We start from the raw sequence: 17,008 nt of genomic DNA, 5'->3' as shown, positions 1-17,008 counted from the left end.
GAAAAAGCCGGGCATCCCCGCCGCCCGGTTCGCCGGCACGGGCTCAGGCGAGCGACCGCACCGCCGCACCGAAGACCGCGGGCAGGCGCCGCGCGGCGGGCACGATCATCCGGGCCGCGGAGGGATGCCGCCTGACCTCCACCAACGCGGTCGTCAGCAGCCGGGAGCGCCGCGACAGGCGCCGCCAGGCGGCCTCGTACTCCTCGGGGCGGCCCGCCCGCAGGCAGCCGACCAGGGCGCGGGCCGACAGCAGCGCGAGCGAGATCCCCTCGCCGGTGAGCGCGTCCACGTAGCCCGCGGCGTCGCCGACGAGCAGCACCCGCCCGGCCACCCGCCGCCGCACCCGCTGGCGCAGCGGCCCGGCCCCGCGCACGGGGGTGACGGGCGGGCCGTCCAGCCGGGCGAGCAGGTGGGGGAAGCGCGCCAGGTGCTCGTCATAGGGCCGCCGCTCGCTGCTGAGCACGGCCACCCCGACGAGGTCGTCGCCCACCGGTGTGACGTACGCCTCGCCGCCGGGCGCCCAGTGCACCTCCACGAAGTCCGTCCACGGCGCGACCCGGTAGTGGCGGCGCAGGCCGTATCTGCGGGGGCCGCCGGAGGGCCGGTCGAGCCCGAGCCGCGCCCTGGTCGGCGAGTGCAGCCCGTCGGCCGCGACCAGCCACCGCGCGCCCAATTCCGGGCCACCCAGCTCCGGTCCGCCCGTCACGCGGGCACGCACACCCTCGGCCGTCCCGCGCACCGCGTCCACCCGGCCGGGCACCACGCGGACGCCGAGGTCCCGGGCGCGGAGGGCGAGGGCCGTGTGCAGGGCGGTGCGGCGCACGCCCAGCCCGGGTCCGTCCCGGAACTCCGCCTGCACCCGGTGCGGCCCGTCCACGTAGCGGATCCCGCGGAACGGCCTGCCGTCCGCCACCGTCACCCCCAGATCCGCCAGGGCGGCGGCGCCGGTGGGCATCAGGCCCTCCCCGCACGCCTTGTCGACCGGACCGGCCCGCGGTTCGACCACGACCGCCTCCATGCCGGCCAACGCCGCGTGGATGGCCGTGGCCAGCCCGGCGGGCCCGCCGCCGGCGACCAGCACGTCGATCACGCGGCGGTCCCCGCCCCGGCGTCACGCGCGGCGGATGCGGGGTCCGCGGTGGCGAGCGCGGCGTTCTCGCAGCGCAGGCGCACGACCATGAGCGGCACGTTGAGCAGGGTGAAGACCAGCGCGGTCAGCCAGGCGGAGTGCACGAGCGGCAGCGCCGCGCCCTCCACCGCCACCGCCACGTAGTTGGGATGGCGCAGCCACCCGAACCGGTACGGCCCGCGCCGCACGAGCGGCAGGCCGGGCACGACGATGACCTGAGTGTTCCACTGGGGGCCGAGCGTGGTGACGCACCACCACCGCAGCGCCTGCGCGGCCAGGACCAGCCCGAGCATCGGCCAGCCCAGGCCGGGGACGAACGGCCGATCCGCCAGCCACACCTCCAGCAGGCATCCGGCCAGCAGGCCGGTGTGCAGCGCGACCATCCAGGGATAGTGGCCTCTGCCGTACAGCACGCCGCCCCGGCCGAGGCTCCAGCGGGCGTTGCGGCGCGCGACGACCAGTTCGGCGAGGCGCTCCACCGCGACGAGCGCGACGAGCAGCACGTACCAAAGCGACCCGGGCCAGGACGACACGGCTCCTCCCTACCAGCTCAGCAGGACGAGTTCGGAGCAGAACCCCGGGCCCATCGCCAGCAGCAGGCCCGGTGTGCCCGGCGGCGGGGGCCGCAGGGCGAGGGTGTCGCGCAGCACGTGGAGCACCGAGGCCGACGACAGGTTCCCGTTGGCGGCAAGCGAACGCCAGGTGAGGTCGAGCGCGCCGTCCGGGAGCGCGAGCGTCTCCGCGACGGCCTCCAGCACCCTGGGACCGCCGGGATGGCAGACCCAGGCCGTGACGTCGCCCGCGGCCAGGCCGTGGTCGGCGAGGAACCCGTGCACGTCGCCGCCCAGATGGGTGCGGACCACGTCGGGCACCCCCGCGTCCAGCACGACCCGGAAGCCGCTGTCGCGGACGTCCCAGCCCATCACGCGTTCGGAGCCGGGATACAGGCGGCTGCGCGTCGCCACCACCACGGGCCCCGCCGCGTCCGCGCGGGGCGGCTCCCGCTCGTCCCCGTACGCGACCACGGCGGCGGCGCCGTCCCCGAACAGGGCGCCCGCCACGAGGTTGGCCGTGGAGGTGTCGTCGCGCTGCAACGTGAGCGAGCACAGCTCGACCGAGAGCAGCACCGCCACGTGGCCGGGCCAGCCGCGCAGGTAGTCGTGCAGCCGGGAGATCCCCGCCGCGCCCGCCACGCACCCGAGGCCGAACACCGGCACCCGCTTCACGTCGGGGCGAAACCCGATCCGGTTGGCCAGCCGGGCGTCCAGCGACGGCGCGGCGACACCGGTGACCGAGGTGCACATGATCATGTCGACGTCCGCCGGGGTGACCCCGGCCGCGTCCAGCGCCCCCGTGACGGCCTGCGCGCCCAGATCGAGCGCGGCCTCGATGAACAGGTCGTTGGCCGCGCCGAAGCCGTCGAGCTTGCCGTACTGGTCGAGCGGCAGCACCAGGTTGCGGTGCTCCACCCGGGCGCCGGCGTGCAGCCGGTCGAGAAGCCGGCGATCGGCGCCCGGCGGAAGGCAGACCCTCGCCAGCGCGTCCGAGATCTCCGCCTGTGAGTGGCGATGCGGGGGAACGACACCATGGACGGCCGCGATCCGCGTCATCTCACATCCCCGTGCAGGCGAAAACCGTGACAAGTCTCTCTTGCCCGTTGGTGGCCGCCGCATGCCTTCTGAGGCCAATCGTGATCTGTACCCGGAGTGCCGGGTTACGCTCGCAATCGTGACCGGTTCAGGGGACCCGCCCGGCGACGCGGCGGCCGGCGGCGGCGCGGGTGCCGCCGTGCCGGTTCGCGGCGCGCGCCGCGAGGACGTCGCCCCTGCCGGCATCGCGGGCCAGGCGTCGGGCGCGGCGGAGGGCGGGCGCCGAGGGGCCGCCCCGGCGGCGTGGACGGCGGCCTGGACGGTGGCGCGGACGGCGGCCGGGCTGGCGCGGGCGTGCCACCCGGGTCCCACGGTGGCGGTGACCACCCTGGTCACGGTGCTCGTGGCGGTCGCCGGGTGGGGCCCGGCGGGGACGGTGCCGGCGGCCCTCGCCGTGCTGACCGGTCAGCTGTCCGTGGGCTGGTGCAACGACGCCGTCGACGCCGCGAGGGACGCCGCGGCCGGAAGGACCGCCAAGCCGATCGTCGCGGGCCTGGTGTCCGCGCGCACGGTGCGCGTCGCGGCGTTCGCCGCGCTGGCGGCCTGCGTGCCGCTCTCGCTGGCCTGCGGCGTGGCGGCCGGGGCGACGCACCTGTCGGCCGTCGCCGCGGCCTGGGTCTACAACCTGTGGCTCAAGGGCACGGCGGCCTCGTGGGCGCCGTACGCGGCCGGGTTCGGCGCGGTGCCGGTGTTCGTGACGGCCGGAACGCCGGGACACGCCTCGCCGGTCTCACTGCCGGCGTGGTGGGTCGTGCTCGCCGCGGCGCTGCTCGGCTGCGCGGCGCACCTGGCCAACGTGCTGCCCGACATCGAGACGGACGTCGCGACGGGGGTGCGGGGCTGGCCGCAGCGTCTCGGCCCCGCCCGGGTGCGGGTTCTGCTGCCGCTGCCGCTGCTGGCCGCGTCCGCGTTGCTGGTGGTCGCGCCGCCGGGACCGGCGAGCCCGGCCGGGTGGCTCGCCTTCGCCGGGGTGGCCGCCTGCGCCGCGGGCGGTCTGCTGCTCGGGCGTCGTGTGCCCGTGGCTCCTTTCGCCGCCGCCATCGGCGCCGCCGGGATCGACGTCCTGCTGCTCGCGGGCACGCCGGGCTTCGTCGCCGGAGGCTGAGGCGGGGAAGCGTCCGCGCGGGTCACCTGCGGGGAGGACCGCGGGAGTCACCTGCGGGGGAGGAACAGCCCCAGCCCCACGGCCGCGATCGGCACCAGGCAGAGGATGGTGAAGACCCCCTGCGGGCCGTACGCCTCCGCGGCGAGGCCGAGCACCGGCGCGGCGAGCCCGCCGGCGCTCACGGCGAGCCCGAGCGTGACACCGGCCGCGGTGCCGGGCCGGCTCGGCAGGTAGTCCTGGCCCAGCTTCACCAGCACGGCGAACGGGATGTTGATCGCGATGCCCGCCAGCACGGCGAACAGCAGCGGCAGGTAGGGCCCCGGAAGCAGGCGCAGCCCGGCGAGCGTGGGGATGGCCAGCAGACCGCCGATCTGCACGGTCCGCACGAGCCCGATCCGGTCGGCGAGGCGCCCTCCGGTCAGCGTGCCCGCGACCCCGCCGACCAGGAAGCAGGCCAGGGCCCCGCCCGCGAGGCCGCGCCCGGCGCCCAGGTGCCTGATCCAGAACAGCTCGATGAAGGTGAGCACGCCGAAGAACGTCACCGATCTGACGACCTCGATGCCGGTGAGGACCATGAACGGCGCCCACCTGTCGGTGCCCGCGCGCGTGGCCGCCGTGGCCGTCTGGGCCGAGGGCCTCTTCCTGAGCAGCGCGAACGCGACCAGCAGGGCCGGCGGGACGAACAGAACCGTGGCGCCGACGCCCATCGAGATCAGGGCCGGCGTGGCCAGCACCGGCGCGAGGAAGAAGCCGACGCTCCCGCCCGCCGCGAAGACGCTCATGGCCGTGGCGCTGTCTCCCGCCGTCTCCCTGGCCCCCTTGCCCGCCGCCGGGTGGAACATGGCCACCCCGAGCCCGGACAGCAGGACGAGGGCCCAGACCGCGGGGTACGGCTCCACCAGCCCGGACAGTCCGAGGCCGAGCCCGGCCAGCGCGACGCCTGCGGCGGCCATCCAGCCCAGGCGGAAACGGTCGACCGCCAGGCCGATGAACGGCTGCGGAATCGAACTGCCCAGGGCCGCGGCCAGGGTCAGCCCGGAGGCGGCCACATAACCGTAGTGCCGGTCGAGCACGAAGTAGGGCACGCAGGCCGGCACCAGTCCCTGGTAGAGGTCGTCGACGGCGTGCGCGGCCGCCCACAGCCACATGCGCCGCCACGCGGACGCCGCCCTCGCCCCCGGCGCCCGAACGGATGTCTGTGTCACTGATCGTCTCCTTGAGAGGCTCCGTCGAGCATCGCGGACGACCGAGTCGGCGAACTAGCGATACTCTGCCGAGTCATGTCGGCAACCCGCCATTCCGCGAGCGGCGGCCCGTCCCGGGTGCCGCTGGCCCACCGCCAGCGCATCGACTGGCACGACCACGCCTCACACCAGCTCATCCACCCGCACCGCGGGGTGCTGCGGATCTCGACCCCGATCGGCGACTGGGTGGTGCCGCCGCATCGGGGCGTGTGGATACCGGCCGGGGTGGCGCACGCGCACGAGGCGTACGGGCCGACCGAGATGCGGGCGCTGGTCTTCGACCCTCCGGTCAACCCGCTGCGGCTGGACCGGCCCACGGTCCTGGCGATCACGCCGCTGCTGCGGGAGGTGGTGGTCGCCCTGACCGGCGACGACGAGCCGACCGCGAGCCAGCGGGCCAACCTGGAACGCGTGCTGCTCGACCAGCTCCGCGAGGTCGAGGCGCTGCCGCTGTGCCTGCCGACGCCGTCCGACCCCCGGCTGCGCGACGTGGCCGCGATCCTGGAGGCGGATCCGGCGGACGGCCGGACGCTCGCCGAGCTGGGCGCGGTGGTGGGCGCCTCAGAACGCACGCTCAGCAGGCTGTTCCGCGCGGAGACCGGCATGAGCTTCCCGCAGTGGCGCACGCAGCTGCGGCTGCATCGCGCGCTCATCCTGCTGGCCGGCGGCCGGTCGGTGACCTCGACGGCCGCCGCCTGCGGCTACAGCGGCCCCAGCGCGTTCATCCAGTCGTTCAAGCATGCCTTCGGCACGACGCCGCACGCGTACGTACGTGCGTGAGGCGGCCGGCTACGGCCGGGTGAGCACCACGTAGCCGGCCTCCCGGAACACCACCCGGTAGCCCTGCCGGAGCAGCGTCTCGACCCGGGCGATCTGCCGGCGGACCGAGTCGAAGGGGAAGTCCCTGGCTCCCACGTCGGCGGCGACCCACGGCGCCCCGCGCGGCGTGCGGTCCCACAGCAGGGTCCGCGTACGCGGCGACAGGGCCGGGGCGAGGGGGCCCGCCGCCTCGACCAGCGCGCCGTCGGGCACGGCCGCGACGGCGCGCCCGGCCGCGCGCGTCCGTGCCGTCTCCGCGTAGAACGACGGCGTGAACAGCGCGCCGAACGAGAAGAACGGCACCAGCGCGAGCGCGGTGGCGAGCACGAGCAGCGCCCATCCGCGCACGAGCATCGCGGACCGTGCGGGAAAGCGGGCGGCCGCCCGCAGTGCCCCGTCGATCCCGGCGGCGAAGACGACCGCGACGACGAAGGCCGTGTAGTGGTATCTCGGCGTCCACCAGTTCGGGTAGGTGCTGGCGAGAATCCGCTCCAGCAGCGGCGGCAGCAGAGCGAGGCCCAACGGGGACAGCGCGGCGGTGAACAGCACGGGAGTGAGCGTCAGCACGAGCGTGCGCAGCTTCAGCGGCGGATCGGCGAGCAGCGCGACGACGTCGCCGGGCCGCGTGACGGCGTGCACCACGGCCCGGCGCAGGTCCGGGCCCAGTGCCCAGTACGCCCAGTAGTAGCCGGCCCTGCCGCCGAAGTGCGGGATGAGGACCCGCGTCGCCACCAGGGTCGCGGCGACGCCGCCGGCGACGAGCAGCACGCCCGGCCTCCGTTCGCGGCGGCGGGTGAGCAGGAACAGCCCGAGACCGGCCAGCAGCAGGCCCATGTCCTCCTTGACCAGCAGCAGCGCCAGCCCCGCGAGGACGGCCGCCCGCCTGCGCCCGGCCTGGTGACGCTCCAGCATCGCCGCCGTGAGCAGCGGCGCGAACGCCACCTCGTGGAAGTCGAACGCCACGGCCTCGGTGATCGGCCACGACAGGGCGTAGGCGACCGCGACGGGATAGGCGACGCGCCGTCCGGCCGTGACCGCCGAGGAGGCGCGGAAGGCGTAGGTCCACACGAACGGGATCGACAGTGCGAGCAGGACGGCCTGCGCGACGAGCAGGGTCGCGGGCCCGTCGTGGATCCGGTACAGCGGCGCCAGCAGCGCGAGCATCGGAGACCAGTGGTCGCCGAGCACGCAGAACCCCGGTCCGAACCCGTTGTGCACCCCCTTCAGCATCGAGACCGGCGGCTGGAGGCGGCTGTAGGAGCGGATCGCCTGGTCGAATATCACCAGGTCGTACGCGCCCGCCCGGAAGCGCGCCAGCGTCACGCACGAATAGAGCGCGTAGAGCGCCGCCGCCGCGACGGTGAGGGCCGAGACGCAGGCCAGGTCCCTGCCGTCCACATTCAGGGTGGCCAGGTTTCCGGTGGTGCGGTTCCCGTCGATGCGGTCGCCGCGCCGCGCCCGCCCCCTTTGTGCGACCATCCGTGCGACTGCGCGCGCGATCCCCGCCATCCGTCCCGTTCGCTTCCGCCTGCCCCCTGCGGCAGCCTATCCACGCCGCCACGCTGCGCACCGGAACCGCCGCCTCGTTTCGCGGCAAGACGGGTGGATCAGCCGACTTCCGTGTGCGGCACACTATGAGGCATGCTCCACGGCCGCGAAGCGGAACAGGCGGCGATCGATCGGTTGCTGGCCGGCCGCACCGGTGTGATGATCCTCCGCGGCGAGGCGGGGATCGGGAAGACCGCGCTACTGGAGTACGCCGCCTCCGCCGCCAAGGGCCGCGTCCTGCGGGTGAGCGGGGTCGAGTCGGAGGCGGAGCTGCCGTTCGCCGCCCTGCACCTGCTGCTGCGCCCGATGCTCGGCCGCATCGCGGCGCTGCCGGACCAGCAGGCGGACGCCCTGATGAGCGCCCTGGGGCTGGGCCGGGCGGCGCCCGGTGACCGCTTCCTCGTCCGGCTCGCCACCCTGAGCCTGCTGACCGAGCTGGCGGCCGACCAGCCGCTGGTCTGCCTGGTGGACGACGCCCAGTGGCTGGACCAGGAGTCGGCGGACGCCTTGCTGTTCGCCGCCCGCCGCCTGCACGCCGAGCCGATCGCGCTGGTGTTCGCGGCCCGGGACGACGGGACGTCCTTTCCCGCCCCCGGGCAGCCGGAGCTGTGGCTGACCGGGCTGGCCCGGCGGCCGGCCGCGAGCCTGCTCGCCGAGCGGGCCGGCGGGCTCCCGGTGGCCGTACGCGAGCTGATCGTCGACGAGGCGCAGGGCAACCCCCTGGCGCTGCTGGAACTGCCGCGTACGCTCACCGCCGAGCAACGGGCCGGAGCCATCGGGCCGCCGGCCTTCTCCCTCGGCGGCGCCGAGCCGGTCTCCGGCCGGGTGCTTGCGGGCTTCCGCGCCGCGATCCTGGAGCTTCCCGCCGCGACCAGGTCGTGTCTGCTGGTGGCGGCCCTGAACGACAGCGGCGACATCGACACGCTCAACCGCGCCCTGCGCGGCATGGGCGTCTCGCTCACCGACTTCGCGCCCGCCGAGCGTGCGGGGCTGGTCGTGGTCACTCCCACCGGCGTCGCCTTCCGTCACCCTCTGGTGCGTACGGCGACGCGGCTCGCGGCGGACGTGGCGCAGCGCGTCGCCGCCCACCACGCCCTGGCCGGGGCCACGGACGAGGACCGCCGCGCCTGGCACCTGGCGGCGGTGGCCACCGGGCCCGACGAGCGGGTGGCGGGGGAGCTGGAGGAGGCCGCGATCCGCGCCGCGAGGCGCAGCGGCCAGGCGGCGGCGTCGGCGGGGTACGAGCGGGCGGCGCGGCTGTCCGCCGATCCGCCGGCCGCGGCGCGCCGCTGGGCCGCCGCCGCGGCGGCCGCCCTGGACGCCGGCCTGCGGCGGCGCGCCGAGGAGCTCACCCGCCGGGCCTGTCCCGCGGCCGACCCCGTGGTGGCGGCCGAGCTGGCGAGGGTGCGGGCCACGCTGGCCTTCGAGGCGGGCCGGCCGCTGGAGGCGATCCGGCTGTTCCTCGACGGCGTCGAGGCTCTGGCCCCGGTCGACCCCGAGGCGGTGCTGCCGATGGCGAGCATGGCCAGCGTCTACATCTGGAGCAGCACTCCCCATCCCGACCAGCTCGGCCTGGCCCGCCGTATCGCGGACCTGACTCCGCTCGTCGAGGGCCCCCTGAGCGTGCTCAAAGAGTTCAGCATGGACGTGGTCCACCTGCTTGAGGGCGACGACACGGCCGTCTTCGGCATGCCGTACTCCAGGCTGGGGCATCAGGCGGCGCTTCCGTTCGAGCTGCGCGCCATAAGGACCTACCTCGGCTTCGTCCACGGCCGGCAGCGCATGATGCTGGAGGACGCGAACGGCCTGGTCGCCGAATGCCGCCAGGCCGGGCGGGTCGGCCGCCTCCCGCAGGCCATGGTGCTCCAGGCCGTGGCGCAGATCCTCAACGGGCGCCACCGCGCCGCGCGGGCCGGCGTGAGCGAAGGCCTGCAGATCGCGGCGGACAACGACCAGCCGTACTGGGACAACTACCTCACCGGCGTCTCCGCCTGGCTCGCGGCGGTGGCCGGGGCGGAGGAGGAGTGCCGCCGGCTGATGGCGCAGGCATGTGCGGCCGAGACGTGGATGACCGGCACCACCTGGGCCACGTACGCGGCCATCATGCTGGACCTGGGGGCGGCCCGCTACACGTCGGTGCTCGAGCGCATGGACGAGCGCATGAGCGGGCCCGGACGGCACGCCTTCATCTGGCGGTACGCCTACCCCGACTACGTCGAGGCGGCCGTCCGGGTGGGCACCCCCGATCGGGCACGCGACGCGCTCGACCGCTTCGCCACGTGGGCGCGTGCCATCGGGCAGCCGTGGGCGCTCGCCGTGCTGGAGCGCTGTCATGCGCTGGTGACCGGCGACGAGGCGGCGTACGAGCGGGCGCTGGCCCTGCACCGCGAGGCCGACCACCCCTTCGAACAGGCCCGCACGGAGTTGCTGTACGGCGAATGGCTGCGACGTCACCAGCGCCGCGCCGAGGCCCGCACCCGGCTGAACGCCGCCATGGAGGCGTTCGCCCGCCTCGGCGCGGCCGCGTGGTCTGCCCGTGCGGCGGCCGAGCTGCGTGCCACCGGCGTCTCGCCGTCCCCCCGCGACCACGGCCGCGACCCGCTGGCCACGCTCACCCCGCAGGAGCTCCACGTGGTGCGGCTGGCGGCGGGCGGGGCGTCGAACCGGGAGATCGGCACGCAGCTCTTCCTGAGCCCGCGTACGGTCGCCTACCACCTGTACAAGGCGTTCCCCAAGCTGGGCATCACCTCGCGCGCCGAGCTCGCCAGGTTCGTGATGACCTAAGCGGACCCGGGTGACGTGGCCGCCACTACCGTCACATGACGGAGGCGGTGCGGACGCGTCCGTTCCTAGCCTCGGCGGCATGAGCATTCCCACCTATTCACTGGCGGAGCGGGACCGCCGCTGGGCGATCGCCCGCGGCATCATGGAGGCCGAGGGCGTGCAGGCGCTCATCGCGTACGGCGAGCACGAGTGCGTCGATCTCGCCCCCTTCGCCCCGGACGCCTACTTCACCAACGACCGGCCCGGCGCGATCGTCGTGTTCTGCCGCGACGCCGATCCCGTCGAGCTGACCTGGTCGACGCTCCCCGTCGCCGACCACATCCAGGCGAGCAGGCGGGGCGAGGAGCTGTGGATCCCCCCGGAGCGCATCCGGGTGGCCAAGCACGCGGCAGGCGTGGCGGAGGTCCTCAGGGAGCACCACCTGGAGACGGCGTCCGTCGGGGTGCTGGGGCTGGACCCCTACCCGCCGTTCCACATCAATCCGATCATGCCGTACGGGCTGTGGTCCCAGGTGCTGGCCGAGTTGCCGGAGGCGACCTTCAAACCCGTCGGGTTGAACTACCTGCTCGCCACCATCCGGCAGTCGGAGGAGGAGCTCGCCGTCATCCGATACTCGGCCGAGACGGGCGACGCGATGGCCGAGGCCATGGTGGAAGCCGCCCGGCCGGGGGTGAGCGAGGCGGAGGTCTACGCGGCCGGCATGGCGGCGGCGTTCCGGCGCGGTCTCGCCGCCCCGGGCATGCTGCTGTCGTCCGGGCCGGGCTTCGTCTCCTGGGGGCCGCCCGCCTGGTCCTACCGTCCCCAGGCGCCGCGCGTCGTCGAGGAGGGCGACGTGGTCATGGCCGAGGTGTTCTGCCGCTTCGGGATGAAGGAGACCCAGCACCAGGTGGCCATCGCCGTGGGCGAGCCGCACCCGGACATCGAGACCGGGGCGAAGGTGGCCCGTGCCAGTTACGACGCGGGTCTGGCCGCGGCCCGTCCGGGCGCCACCTTCGGCGACCTGGTGGAGGCCATGGAGGGGCCGCTGCGCGACGCCGGCGCCTGGAACGTCCACCCGCTGGTCCACACGCTCAACCCGATGGGCCCCGTCGGCGGCTTCGGCGCCGGTCTGCGCAGGCTGCCCGAGGCGGCGCGGTACGGCCGGCTCTTCGACCTGCCGACGATGGGCGGCCAGCTCCCCCTGATGCCGGGGATGACCTTCGCCTTCGAGCCCAACGCCGTCATCGGCGATCGCCTGACCAACCTCGGCGGCACCGTCGTCATCGGCGAGGACGGCCCCGTCGAGCTCAACCCCCTCACCACCCATCTGCTGAGGAGCGAGGGATGAACCCGACCGCTCACATCCCGGAACGCGAGCTGTCCGAGCGGCCGACCGGATACTCGGGGCCGAACCTCTCGCCCTCGGGCCTGCGGCTGGAGCCGCATGCCCTCGCGGACGGTGTCCACGCGCTGATGGCGACCATCCCGCCCAAGGACAACAACGGGCTCGTCGTCGGCAGGGACGCCGCCCTGGTCGTGGACGCGGGGATCACCCCGGAGGTGTCCGGGCGGATCCAGGGGCTGGTCGCCGAGCTGACCGACCGGCCGTCGCGGTTCCTGGTCAACACGACCTACCACGGTGACCACACCTTCGGGAACATGGCGTTCCCCGCCGACACCGTCATCGTGTCGTCGCGGGCGAACAAGGAGAACATGGCCGACCTCGGCTACGAGAAGCGGGTCAGGTCGGGCAACATGTACGGCGACGAGGCGCTCTTCGACGCCGTGACCCGATGGCGCACTCCCGACGTCGTGTTCGACGGCTTCGCCGAGATCGACCTGGGCGGGCGAGCGGTGGAGCTGTGGCACTTCGGCCCCGGGAACGGGCCCGGCGACACGGTCGTCTACGTGCCCGACGCCCGCGTCGCCTGGACGGGGAACCTCCTGTGTCACGCGGGGACCGCCCACATGCTGCTGCAGGGCGGTCCCGAGCCGTACGCCGGGACCCTCCGCCGGATGAAGGACGCGCTGCCCGATCTGGTGACCATCGTGCCGGGTCACGGGCCCTCCGGGGACGGCCATGCGGCCATCGACGCGCTGCTCGCCTACCTCGAGCGGCTGCACGACGAGGTGCTCGCAGCCGTGGAGGCGGGCCGCACCCTGGAGGATGCCACGGAGGCGTGCACCGACCCGTGGGCGGAGGGCCTGGACCCGGAGCTGTCCGCCGCGCTCGCGCGGTATCACATCCCCCAGGACGCGGCCCGGCGCGGCATGCTCGAGCTGTGCCGGAACCTGCACCGGCTCAACGTCCTGGCCACCTACCGTCTCTACACCCGTCCCTGAGCCGGGTGCCGGAGGGACGGGGGTGGTTCGAGGCGGCGCGATCGGATGACCCGCGGGCGAACGGCCGCCGCACCCGGTTCAGCTCAGGACGGAGAACCAGCGGCCGGCCTCGGTCCACACCTCCGCCGCGCGGAAGCCGGTGCGCGCGGCGAGCGGCCCGATGCCGGACACGCTGACCCGCGCCCAGGCGAACCATCCGGTGACCCGGCCCTCCCGGCGCAGCCGGACCCGTTCCGCGCGGGTCGCGGCGCCGGGAGGATCGAGCTCGGCGACGACCTCGCCGCCGGGGCGCAGCAGCTCGCGGACCCGCCGCAGCAGGGCGTCGGGGTCGCCGCCGATGCCGATGTTGCCGTCGGCCAGCAGCACGGTGCCCCAGCGGCCGGCGCCGGGCACGTGGCCGAACACGTCACGGCACAGGGCGCGCCCGCCGGCCAGGCGGGTGAGCCGGACTGCCCGGGGGGTGACGTCGATGCCGAGCGCCCGCACCCCGCGCCTCGTCAGCGCCACGGTCAGCCGCCCCGGTCCCGAGCCCACGTCGAGTGTCGGGTCGGCGCAGCGGGCGAGCATGGCCTCGTCCCCGTCGGCGCCGTGGAGCCAGCGCCGCGACTCCAGCGGCCACGTGCCGCCGTCGGCCGACTCGACCTCGACCCGCGCGCCGTCCAGCGACTCGGCGTAGAGGGGGCCGATCACGCGGGGACGTCCGTGCCGAGGCCCGCCAGCGTCGTCGCGAACCGGGAGGTGGGGATCCGCGCGGCCACCGCGCGCGCGTCGGCGGCGGTGTCCACGTCGGTCAGCTCGGGCAGCAGGGCGGTCCGCACGCCCGCTGCGCGGATCCGCTCCATCAGCAGCGCCCCGGTGTCGGGCCGGGACATCGGCAGCCCGGCGAGCAGGGCGGGGTCGGGCCTGCGCTGCCCGAGCAGCCAGAACCCGCCGTCGGCGGCCGGGCCGACCACGACGTCGTGCCCGTCCAGCGACCGCCCGGCCTCGGCCAGCAGCGCGGGGGTGACCTGCGGGGTGTCCATGCCGATGAGCACGACCGGGACGGGCAGGGCCGCCCACGCGTCGGCGAAGGCGGCGGCCAGCCGCGCGGCCAGGTCGTCCCCCCGCTGCGCGACCACGTCGTAGCCCGCGGGCAGCCAGGGCCCCGGCTCGCCGAGCAGGGCCAGCACCCGGCGCGCGGCGGGGGCGGCGGCGACGGCCGACAGCGTGTCGCGCAGCGCCGCCTCGGCGAGCGCGGCGGCCTCCCGCGCGGTGTAGGGCGGGGTGAGCCGGGTCTTGACCGTCCCCGGCACGGGCGCCTTGGCGATGACGACGACCTGCGTCGCGGTCCCGCCCGTGGCCGGCGTCACGCCGCCCGCCACATGTCGCGGACCGTCCGCACCGTGCCGCGGACGGTCCCCGTCACCTTCGAGCGGCCCACCCGCGGCAGGTAGTCGACCTCGACCTCGCCGATGCGCCAGCCCGCCTCGCTCGCCCGCAGCACCATCTCCAGCGGATAGCCGAACCGCCGGTCCCGCAGGCCCAGGGCCAGCAGCGCCGTACGGCGGGCCGCGCGCATAGGACCGAGGTCGTGCAGCGGGGCGCCGGTGCGGCGGCGCAGCCGCCAGGCGAGCACCCGGTTGCCCAGCCGGGCGTGCGCGGGCCACGCCGATCCGGTGACGGGCCTGCGGCGGCCGAGCACCAGGTCGGCGGCGCCGCTCACCACCCCCTCCGCGACGTACGGCACCTGCCGGGGGTCGAGGGAGGCGTCGGCGTCCATGAAGCACACGACGGGGGCGGTCGCGGCCTCCAGTCCCGCGTGGCAGGCGGCGCCGAAGCCCGGCCTCGGCTCGGTCACCACGAGCGCGCCGTGCCGGGCGGCGACCTCGGCCGACCCGTCGGTGGATCCGTTGTCCACCACGATGGCGCGGCAGCCGTCCGGCATCCGGCCGAGCACCCAGGGCAGCGCCGCCGCCTCGTCGAGGCAGGGAAGCACCACATCGATCTGCATGCGCAGAACGTAGGGCCGCGGGAGCCGCCCAGTTCTTACGAAGTGACTACGGGACCGTCCACGGGGCGGGGACGTCGGCACCGCGGGCCTAGCGTGTGGCCGTGATCGGACGACGGGAGGCGCTGGCCGGCTGGGCCACCCTGGTGGCGGGCGCGTTCGCGGTGGGCGGTGTGCTGCACGCCCGCGGGGTGCTGCGCATCGACCACCTCCCGCCGCTGCACGCGCTGGCGCGCCTGCCCACGCTCGCGCTGTTTGCGGCCGCGGCCTTCGCCGCGGTCGCCGTCCCCGCGCTGCCCCGGCTGACCGCGCACCTGCCGATGCGCGCGGCGCTGACGGCGGCCTTCGCCGCGTCGCTCGCGTGGACGGTCCTGCTGGCCGTGTCGGGGGAGGGGCTGGCGTGGCCGTTCACCCACCCGCAGGAGTACCTGGCCGGGCTCGGGGCCGTGGGAGACGACCCCCTCGGCTGGCTCGCCGGGTTCACCCGCGACCTGCCGGCCTACCCCACGCACGTGCGCGGCCATCCGCCGCTGCCGGTGCTGGTGCTGTGGGCGCTTGCGGCCGCCGGGCTGCCGGGGCCGTTCTGGGCCGCCGTCCTCGTGGTCGTGACGGGATGCTCGGCCACGGCCGCGATCGGGCTGGCCGTGTGGCGCGTCGCGGGGGAGGAGGCGGCCAGGCGGGCGCTGCCGTACCTCGCCCTGTGCCCGGCGGCGGTGTGGATCGCGACGACCATGGACGCGTTCTTCGCCGGTGTGGGGGCGTGGGGGACGGCGCTGCTGGTGCTCGGCGCGCGGAGCCGGGCGGGCCGGGTGGCGCTCGGCCTCGGCGCGGGGCTGGCCCTGGGCGCGCTGCCCTACCTCAGCTACGGCCTGGTGCCCTACCTGCTCGTCCCCCTCGTGGCGGCGGTCGCCGCGGAGGTGCCGCGTACGACCGTGGCCGCCTGCCTGGCCGCGATGGCGGGGGTGAGCGCCCTGTTCGCCGCCGGGGGGTTCTGGTGGCCGGCCGGAGTGCTCGCCACCCACGCCGAGTGGGCGGCCGATCCCGGCGCGGCCCGGCCGTACCTGTACTTCCTGGTCGCGAACCTGGCCGTGCTCGCCCTGCTGACCGGCCCGGCCGCCGCCGCCGGGCTGGTGGCGCCGGGGCGGGCCGGGGAGCGGATCCTGCCCGTGGCGGCGCTGGCCGCGGTGCTCGCCCTCGACGTCAGCGGCGTCACCCGGGGCGAGGTGGAGCGGATCTGGCTGCCGTACGCCCTGTGGGTCGCCGCGGCGGCCGGGCGCACGGGAGCCGGGCGTGAGGGAGACCGCCGCCTGCTGGCCGCGCAGGCGGTGCTCGGCCTGCTGCTACAGGGGTTCGTGAGATCTCCCTGGTGATTCAGCCGGCCGTCGCCAGAGGGGCGTGGGCGAACTCCCGCATGCCGTCGGTGAAGCGGACCCGGGCCCGGAAGCCCAGGTCGGCGGCGGCGCGGTCGGGGGAGGCCACGATGTGCCGCACGTCGCCGAGCCGGTAGCGGCCGGTGACCTCGGGGGCGGGTCCGCTGCGCGCCGCGCTGAGCGCGTCCGCCAGGTCGCCGATCGTGCGGGGCTCGCCGCTGGCCACGTTGTACGCGCGAAGCCGCCCGGGCGGGGCGGACTCCAGCGCGTCCAGCGCGGCGAGGTTGGCCGCCGCGACGTCCCCGACGTGGACGAAGTCCCTGCGCTGGCCGCCGTCCTCGAACACCAGCGGCGCCCGCCCGGCCTCCAGCGCGGACCGGAAGATCGCGGCCACCCCCGAGTAGGGGGTGTCGCGCGGCATGCCGGGGCCGTACACGTTGTGGTAGCGCAGGGCGACCGCCGCGCCGCCGGTCTCGCGGGCCCAGTTGGCCGCCAGGTGCTCCTGGGCGAGCTTGCTCGTGGCGTACGCGTTGCGCGGATCGGCCGGGACGTCCTCCTCCACGGTCCCCGGCGTCAGCGCCCGCCCGCAGCGCGGGCACGCCGGCTCGAACCGGCCCGCGGCCAGGTCCTCCTCGGCCCGGGGGCCGGGGCGCTGGCGGCCGTGCTCCGCGCAGTCGTAGACGCCCTCGCCGTAGACCACCATCGACGACGCCAGGACCAGCCGGGTGATCCCGCGCCGCGCCATCGCGGCGAGCAGCACCGCGGTCCCGAGCGCGTTGACCGACACGTAGTCCGGCAGGTCCCGCACGTCGACGCCGAGACCGACCTTGGCTGCCTGGTGCACGACGGCGCCGGCGCCGTCGAGGACGCGGCCGACGGCGTCCTCGTCCCGCACGTCGCCGGCCGTGACGTCCTCGCCGCCGCGCAGGTCGAAACCCCGCACCTCGTGCCCGGCGTCGCGCAGCAGCCCGGCGACCCGGCTCCCGATGAAACCGGCCGCGCCGGTGACCACGATCTTCATCCCGCGACGGTAACAACGGCCCGCCGGGCT

15 protein-coding genes are annotated in these 17,008 nt (G+C 75.7%); 6 read left to right on the top strand and 9 right to left on the bottom strand.

All coding sequences use genetic code 11. The features are described from left to right. Nucleotides 1-43: 43 nt before the first annotated feature. The 3 genes from ABZ860_RS19180 to ABZ860_RS19170 are packed head-to-tail and all read right to left on the bottom strand — an operon-like array spanning nt 44 to nt 2,739. Nucleotides 44-1,090: an NAD(P)/FAD-dependent oxidoreductase gene (locus ABZ860_RS19180; protein ID WP_357221832.1), complete on the bottom strand. Its 1,047-nt coding sequence runs from the start codon at nt 1,088-1,090 to the stop codon at nt 44-46. Then, on the bottom strand, nt 1,087-1,662 hold the full coding sequence (locus tag ABZ860_RS19175; RefSeq protein WP_357221830.1) for an isoprenylcysteine carboxyl methyltransferase family protein: 576 nt from the start codon (nt 1,660-1,662) through the stop codon (nt 1,087-1,089). Before ABZ860_RS19175 ends, ABZ860_RS19180 begins: the two co-directional genes overlap by 4 nt. Before the next feature lie 9 nt (nt 1,663-1,671). Further along, complete coding sequence (locus ABZ860_RS19170; protein WP_357221828.1) at nt 1,672-2,739, bottom strand: 3-oxoacyl-[acyl-carrier-protein] synthase III C-terminal domain-containing protein; 1,068 nt, start codon at nt 2,737-2,739, stop codon at nt 1,672-1,674. A 118-nt stretch (nt 2,740-2,857) separates the two neighbouring features. Between ABZ860_RS19170 and ABZ860_RS19165 the strand changes: the two genes are divergently transcribed. Continuing rightward, nucleotides 2,858-3,883 carry a UbiA family prenyltransferase gene (locus ABZ860_RS19165; protein ID WP_357221826.1) on the top strand — a complete coding sequence of 342 codons (1,026 nt, stop codon included), beginning with the start codon at nt 2,858-2,860 and terminating at the stop codon, nt 3,881-3,883. A gap of 47 nt (nt 3,884-3,930) precedes the next feature. Here the strand turns inward: ABZ860_RS19165 and ABZ860_RS19160 are convergent, their stop codons facing one another. Continuing rightward, nucleotides 3,931-5,088 carry an MFS transporter gene (locus ABZ860_RS19160; RefSeq protein ID WP_357221824.1) on the bottom strand — a complete coding sequence of 386 codons (1,158 nt, stop codon included), beginning with the start codon at nt 5,086-5,088 and terminating at the stop codon, nt 3,931-3,933. A gap of 75 nt (nt 5,089-5,163) precedes the next feature. Between ABZ860_RS19160 and ABZ860_RS19155 the strand changes: the two genes are divergently transcribed. After that, nucleotides 5,164-5,907, top strand: a complete 744-nt coding sequence (locus tag ABZ860_RS19155) for a helix-turn-helix transcriptional regulator (protein WP_357221822.1) — start codon at nt 5,164-5,166, stop codon at nt 5,905-5,907. A gap of 9 nt (nt 5,908-5,916) precedes the next feature. Here ABZ860_RS19155 and ABZ860_RS19150 read toward each other — a convergent pair whose 3' ends face one another. Continuing rightward, complete coding sequence (locus tag ABZ860_RS19150) at nt 5,917-7,425, bottom strand: DUF2079 domain-containing protein (RefSeq protein ID WP_357221820.1); 1,509 nt, start codon at nt 7,423-7,425, stop codon at nt 5,917-5,919. 162 nt (nt 7,426-7,587) lie between these two features. Here ABZ860_RS19150 and ABZ860_RS19145 point away from each other — a divergent pair, with 162 nt between their 5' ends. The 3 genes from ABZ860_RS19145 to ABZ860_RS19135 all read left to right on the top strand — a co-directional run bounded on the left by ABZ860_RS19145 (nt 7,588) and on the right by ABZ860_RS19135 (nt 12,600). Beyond that, entirely contained in the window at nt 7,588-10,278 is a 2,691-nt protein-coding gene (locus ABZ860_RS19145) for an AAA family ATPase (protein ID WP_357221818.1), read from the top strand. A 79-nt stretch (nt 10,279-10,357) separates the two neighbouring features. Beyond that, on the top strand, nt 10,358-11,605 hold the full coding sequence (locus ABZ860_RS19140; protein WP_357221816.1) for a M24 family metallopeptidase: 1,248 nt from the start codon (nt 10,358-10,360) through the stop codon (nt 11,603-11,605). Then, on the top strand, nt 11,602-12,600 hold the full coding sequence (locus ABZ860_RS19135; protein WP_357221814.1) for an MBL fold metallo-hydrolase: 999 nt from the start codon (nt 11,602-11,604) through the stop codon (nt 12,598-12,600). The genes ABZ860_RS19140 and ABZ860_RS19135 overlap by 4 nt, the downstream gene beginning before the upstream one ends. Nucleotides 12,601-12,678: 78 nt before the next feature. Here the strand turns inward: ABZ860_RS19135 and ABZ860_RS19130 are convergent, their stop codons facing one another. From ABZ860_RS19130 to ABZ860_RS19120, 3 genes are read right to left on the bottom strand one after another with little or no spacing between them, the layout of a single operon-like run. Then, nucleotides 12,679-13,290 (bottom strand): methyltransferase domain-containing protein, encoded by a 612-nt coding sequence (locus tag ABZ860_RS19130; RefSeq protein WP_357221812.1) that lies wholly within the window; start codon nt 13,288-13,290, stop codon nt 12,679-12,681. After that, nucleotides 13,287-13,949 carry a TIGR04282 family arsenosugar biosynthesis glycosyltransferase gene (locus ABZ860_RS19125; protein WP_357221810.1) on the bottom strand — a complete coding sequence of 221 codons (663 nt, stop codon included), beginning with the start codon at nt 13,947-13,949 and terminating at the stop codon, nt 13,287-13,289. Before ABZ860_RS19125 ends, ABZ860_RS19130 begins: the two co-directional genes overlap by 4 nt. Continuing rightward, nucleotides 13,946-14,590: a glycosyltransferase family 2 protein gene (locus tag ABZ860_RS19120; protein ID WP_357221808.1), complete on the bottom strand. Its 645-nt coding sequence runs from the start codon at nt 14,588-14,590 to the stop codon at nt 13,946-13,948. Before ABZ860_RS19120 ends, ABZ860_RS19125 begins: the two co-directional genes overlap by 4 nt. A 101-nt stretch (nt 14,591-14,691) precedes the next feature. Between ABZ860_RS19120 and ABZ860_RS19115 the strand changes: the two genes are divergently transcribed. After that, on the top strand, nt 14,692-15,957 hold the full coding sequence (locus tag ABZ860_RS19115) for a hypothetical protein (protein ID WP_357221806.1): 1,266 nt from the start codon (nt 14,692-14,694) through the stop codon (nt 15,955-15,957). Between the two features lies 1 nt (nt 15,958). Here ABZ860_RS19115 and ABZ860_RS19110 read toward each other — a convergent pair whose 3' ends face one another. Continuing rightward, nucleotides 15,959-16,978, bottom strand: coding sequence for an NAD-dependent epimerase/dehydratase family protein (locus ABZ860_RS19110; protein WP_357221804.1), 1,020 nt, complete (start codon nt 16,976-16,978; stop codon nt 15,959-15,961). Between the last annotated feature and the right edge of the window lie 30 nt (nt 16,979-17,008).

Origin of the sequence: Microbispora sp. NPDC046973, from assembly GCF_040644495.1 — a bacterium.
Classification (GTDB): domain Bacteria; phylum Actinomycetota; class Actinomycetes; order Streptosporangiales; family Streptosporangiaceae; genus Microbispora.
Note: the sequence above shows the minus strand (reverse complement) of the source record. Positions and strands in the feature narration are given on the sequence as shown.

Bases quoted from the DNA above. Each gene is read 5' to 3' on its own strand.
- ABZ860_RS19170 (WP_357221828.1), bottom strand. From the start codon at position 2,739: ATGACGCGGATCGCGGCCGTCCATGGTGTCGTTCCCCCGCATCGCCAC.
- ABZ860_RS19155 (WP_357221822.1), top strand. From the start codon at position 5,164: ATGTCGGCAACCCGCCATTCCGCGAGCGGCGGCCCGTCCCGGGTGCCG.
- ABZ860_RS19150 (WP_357221820.1), bottom strand. From the start codon at position 7,425: ATGGTCGCACAAAGGGGGCGGGCGCGGCGCGGCGACCGCATCGACGGG.
- ABZ860_RS19145 (WP_357221818.1), top strand. From the start codon at position 7,588: ATGCTCCACGGCCGCGAAGCGGAACAGGCGGCGATCGATCGGTTGCTG.
- ABZ860_RS19140 (WP_357221816.1), top strand. From the start codon at position 10,358: ATGAGCATTCCCACCTATTCACTGGCGGAGCGGGACCGCCGCTGGGCG.
- ABZ860_RS19135 (WP_357221814.1), top strand. From the start codon at position 11,602: ATGAACCCGACCGCTCACATCCCGGAACGCGAGCTGTCCGAGCGGCCG.
- ABZ860_RS19120 (WP_357221808.1), bottom strand. From the start codon at position 14,590: ATGCAGATCGATGTGGTGCTTCCCTGCCTCGACGAGGCGGCGGCGCTG.
- ABZ860_RS19110 (WP_357221804.1), bottom strand. From the start codon at position 16,978: ATGAAGATCGTGGTCACCGGCGCGGCCGGTTTCATCGGGAGCCGGGTC.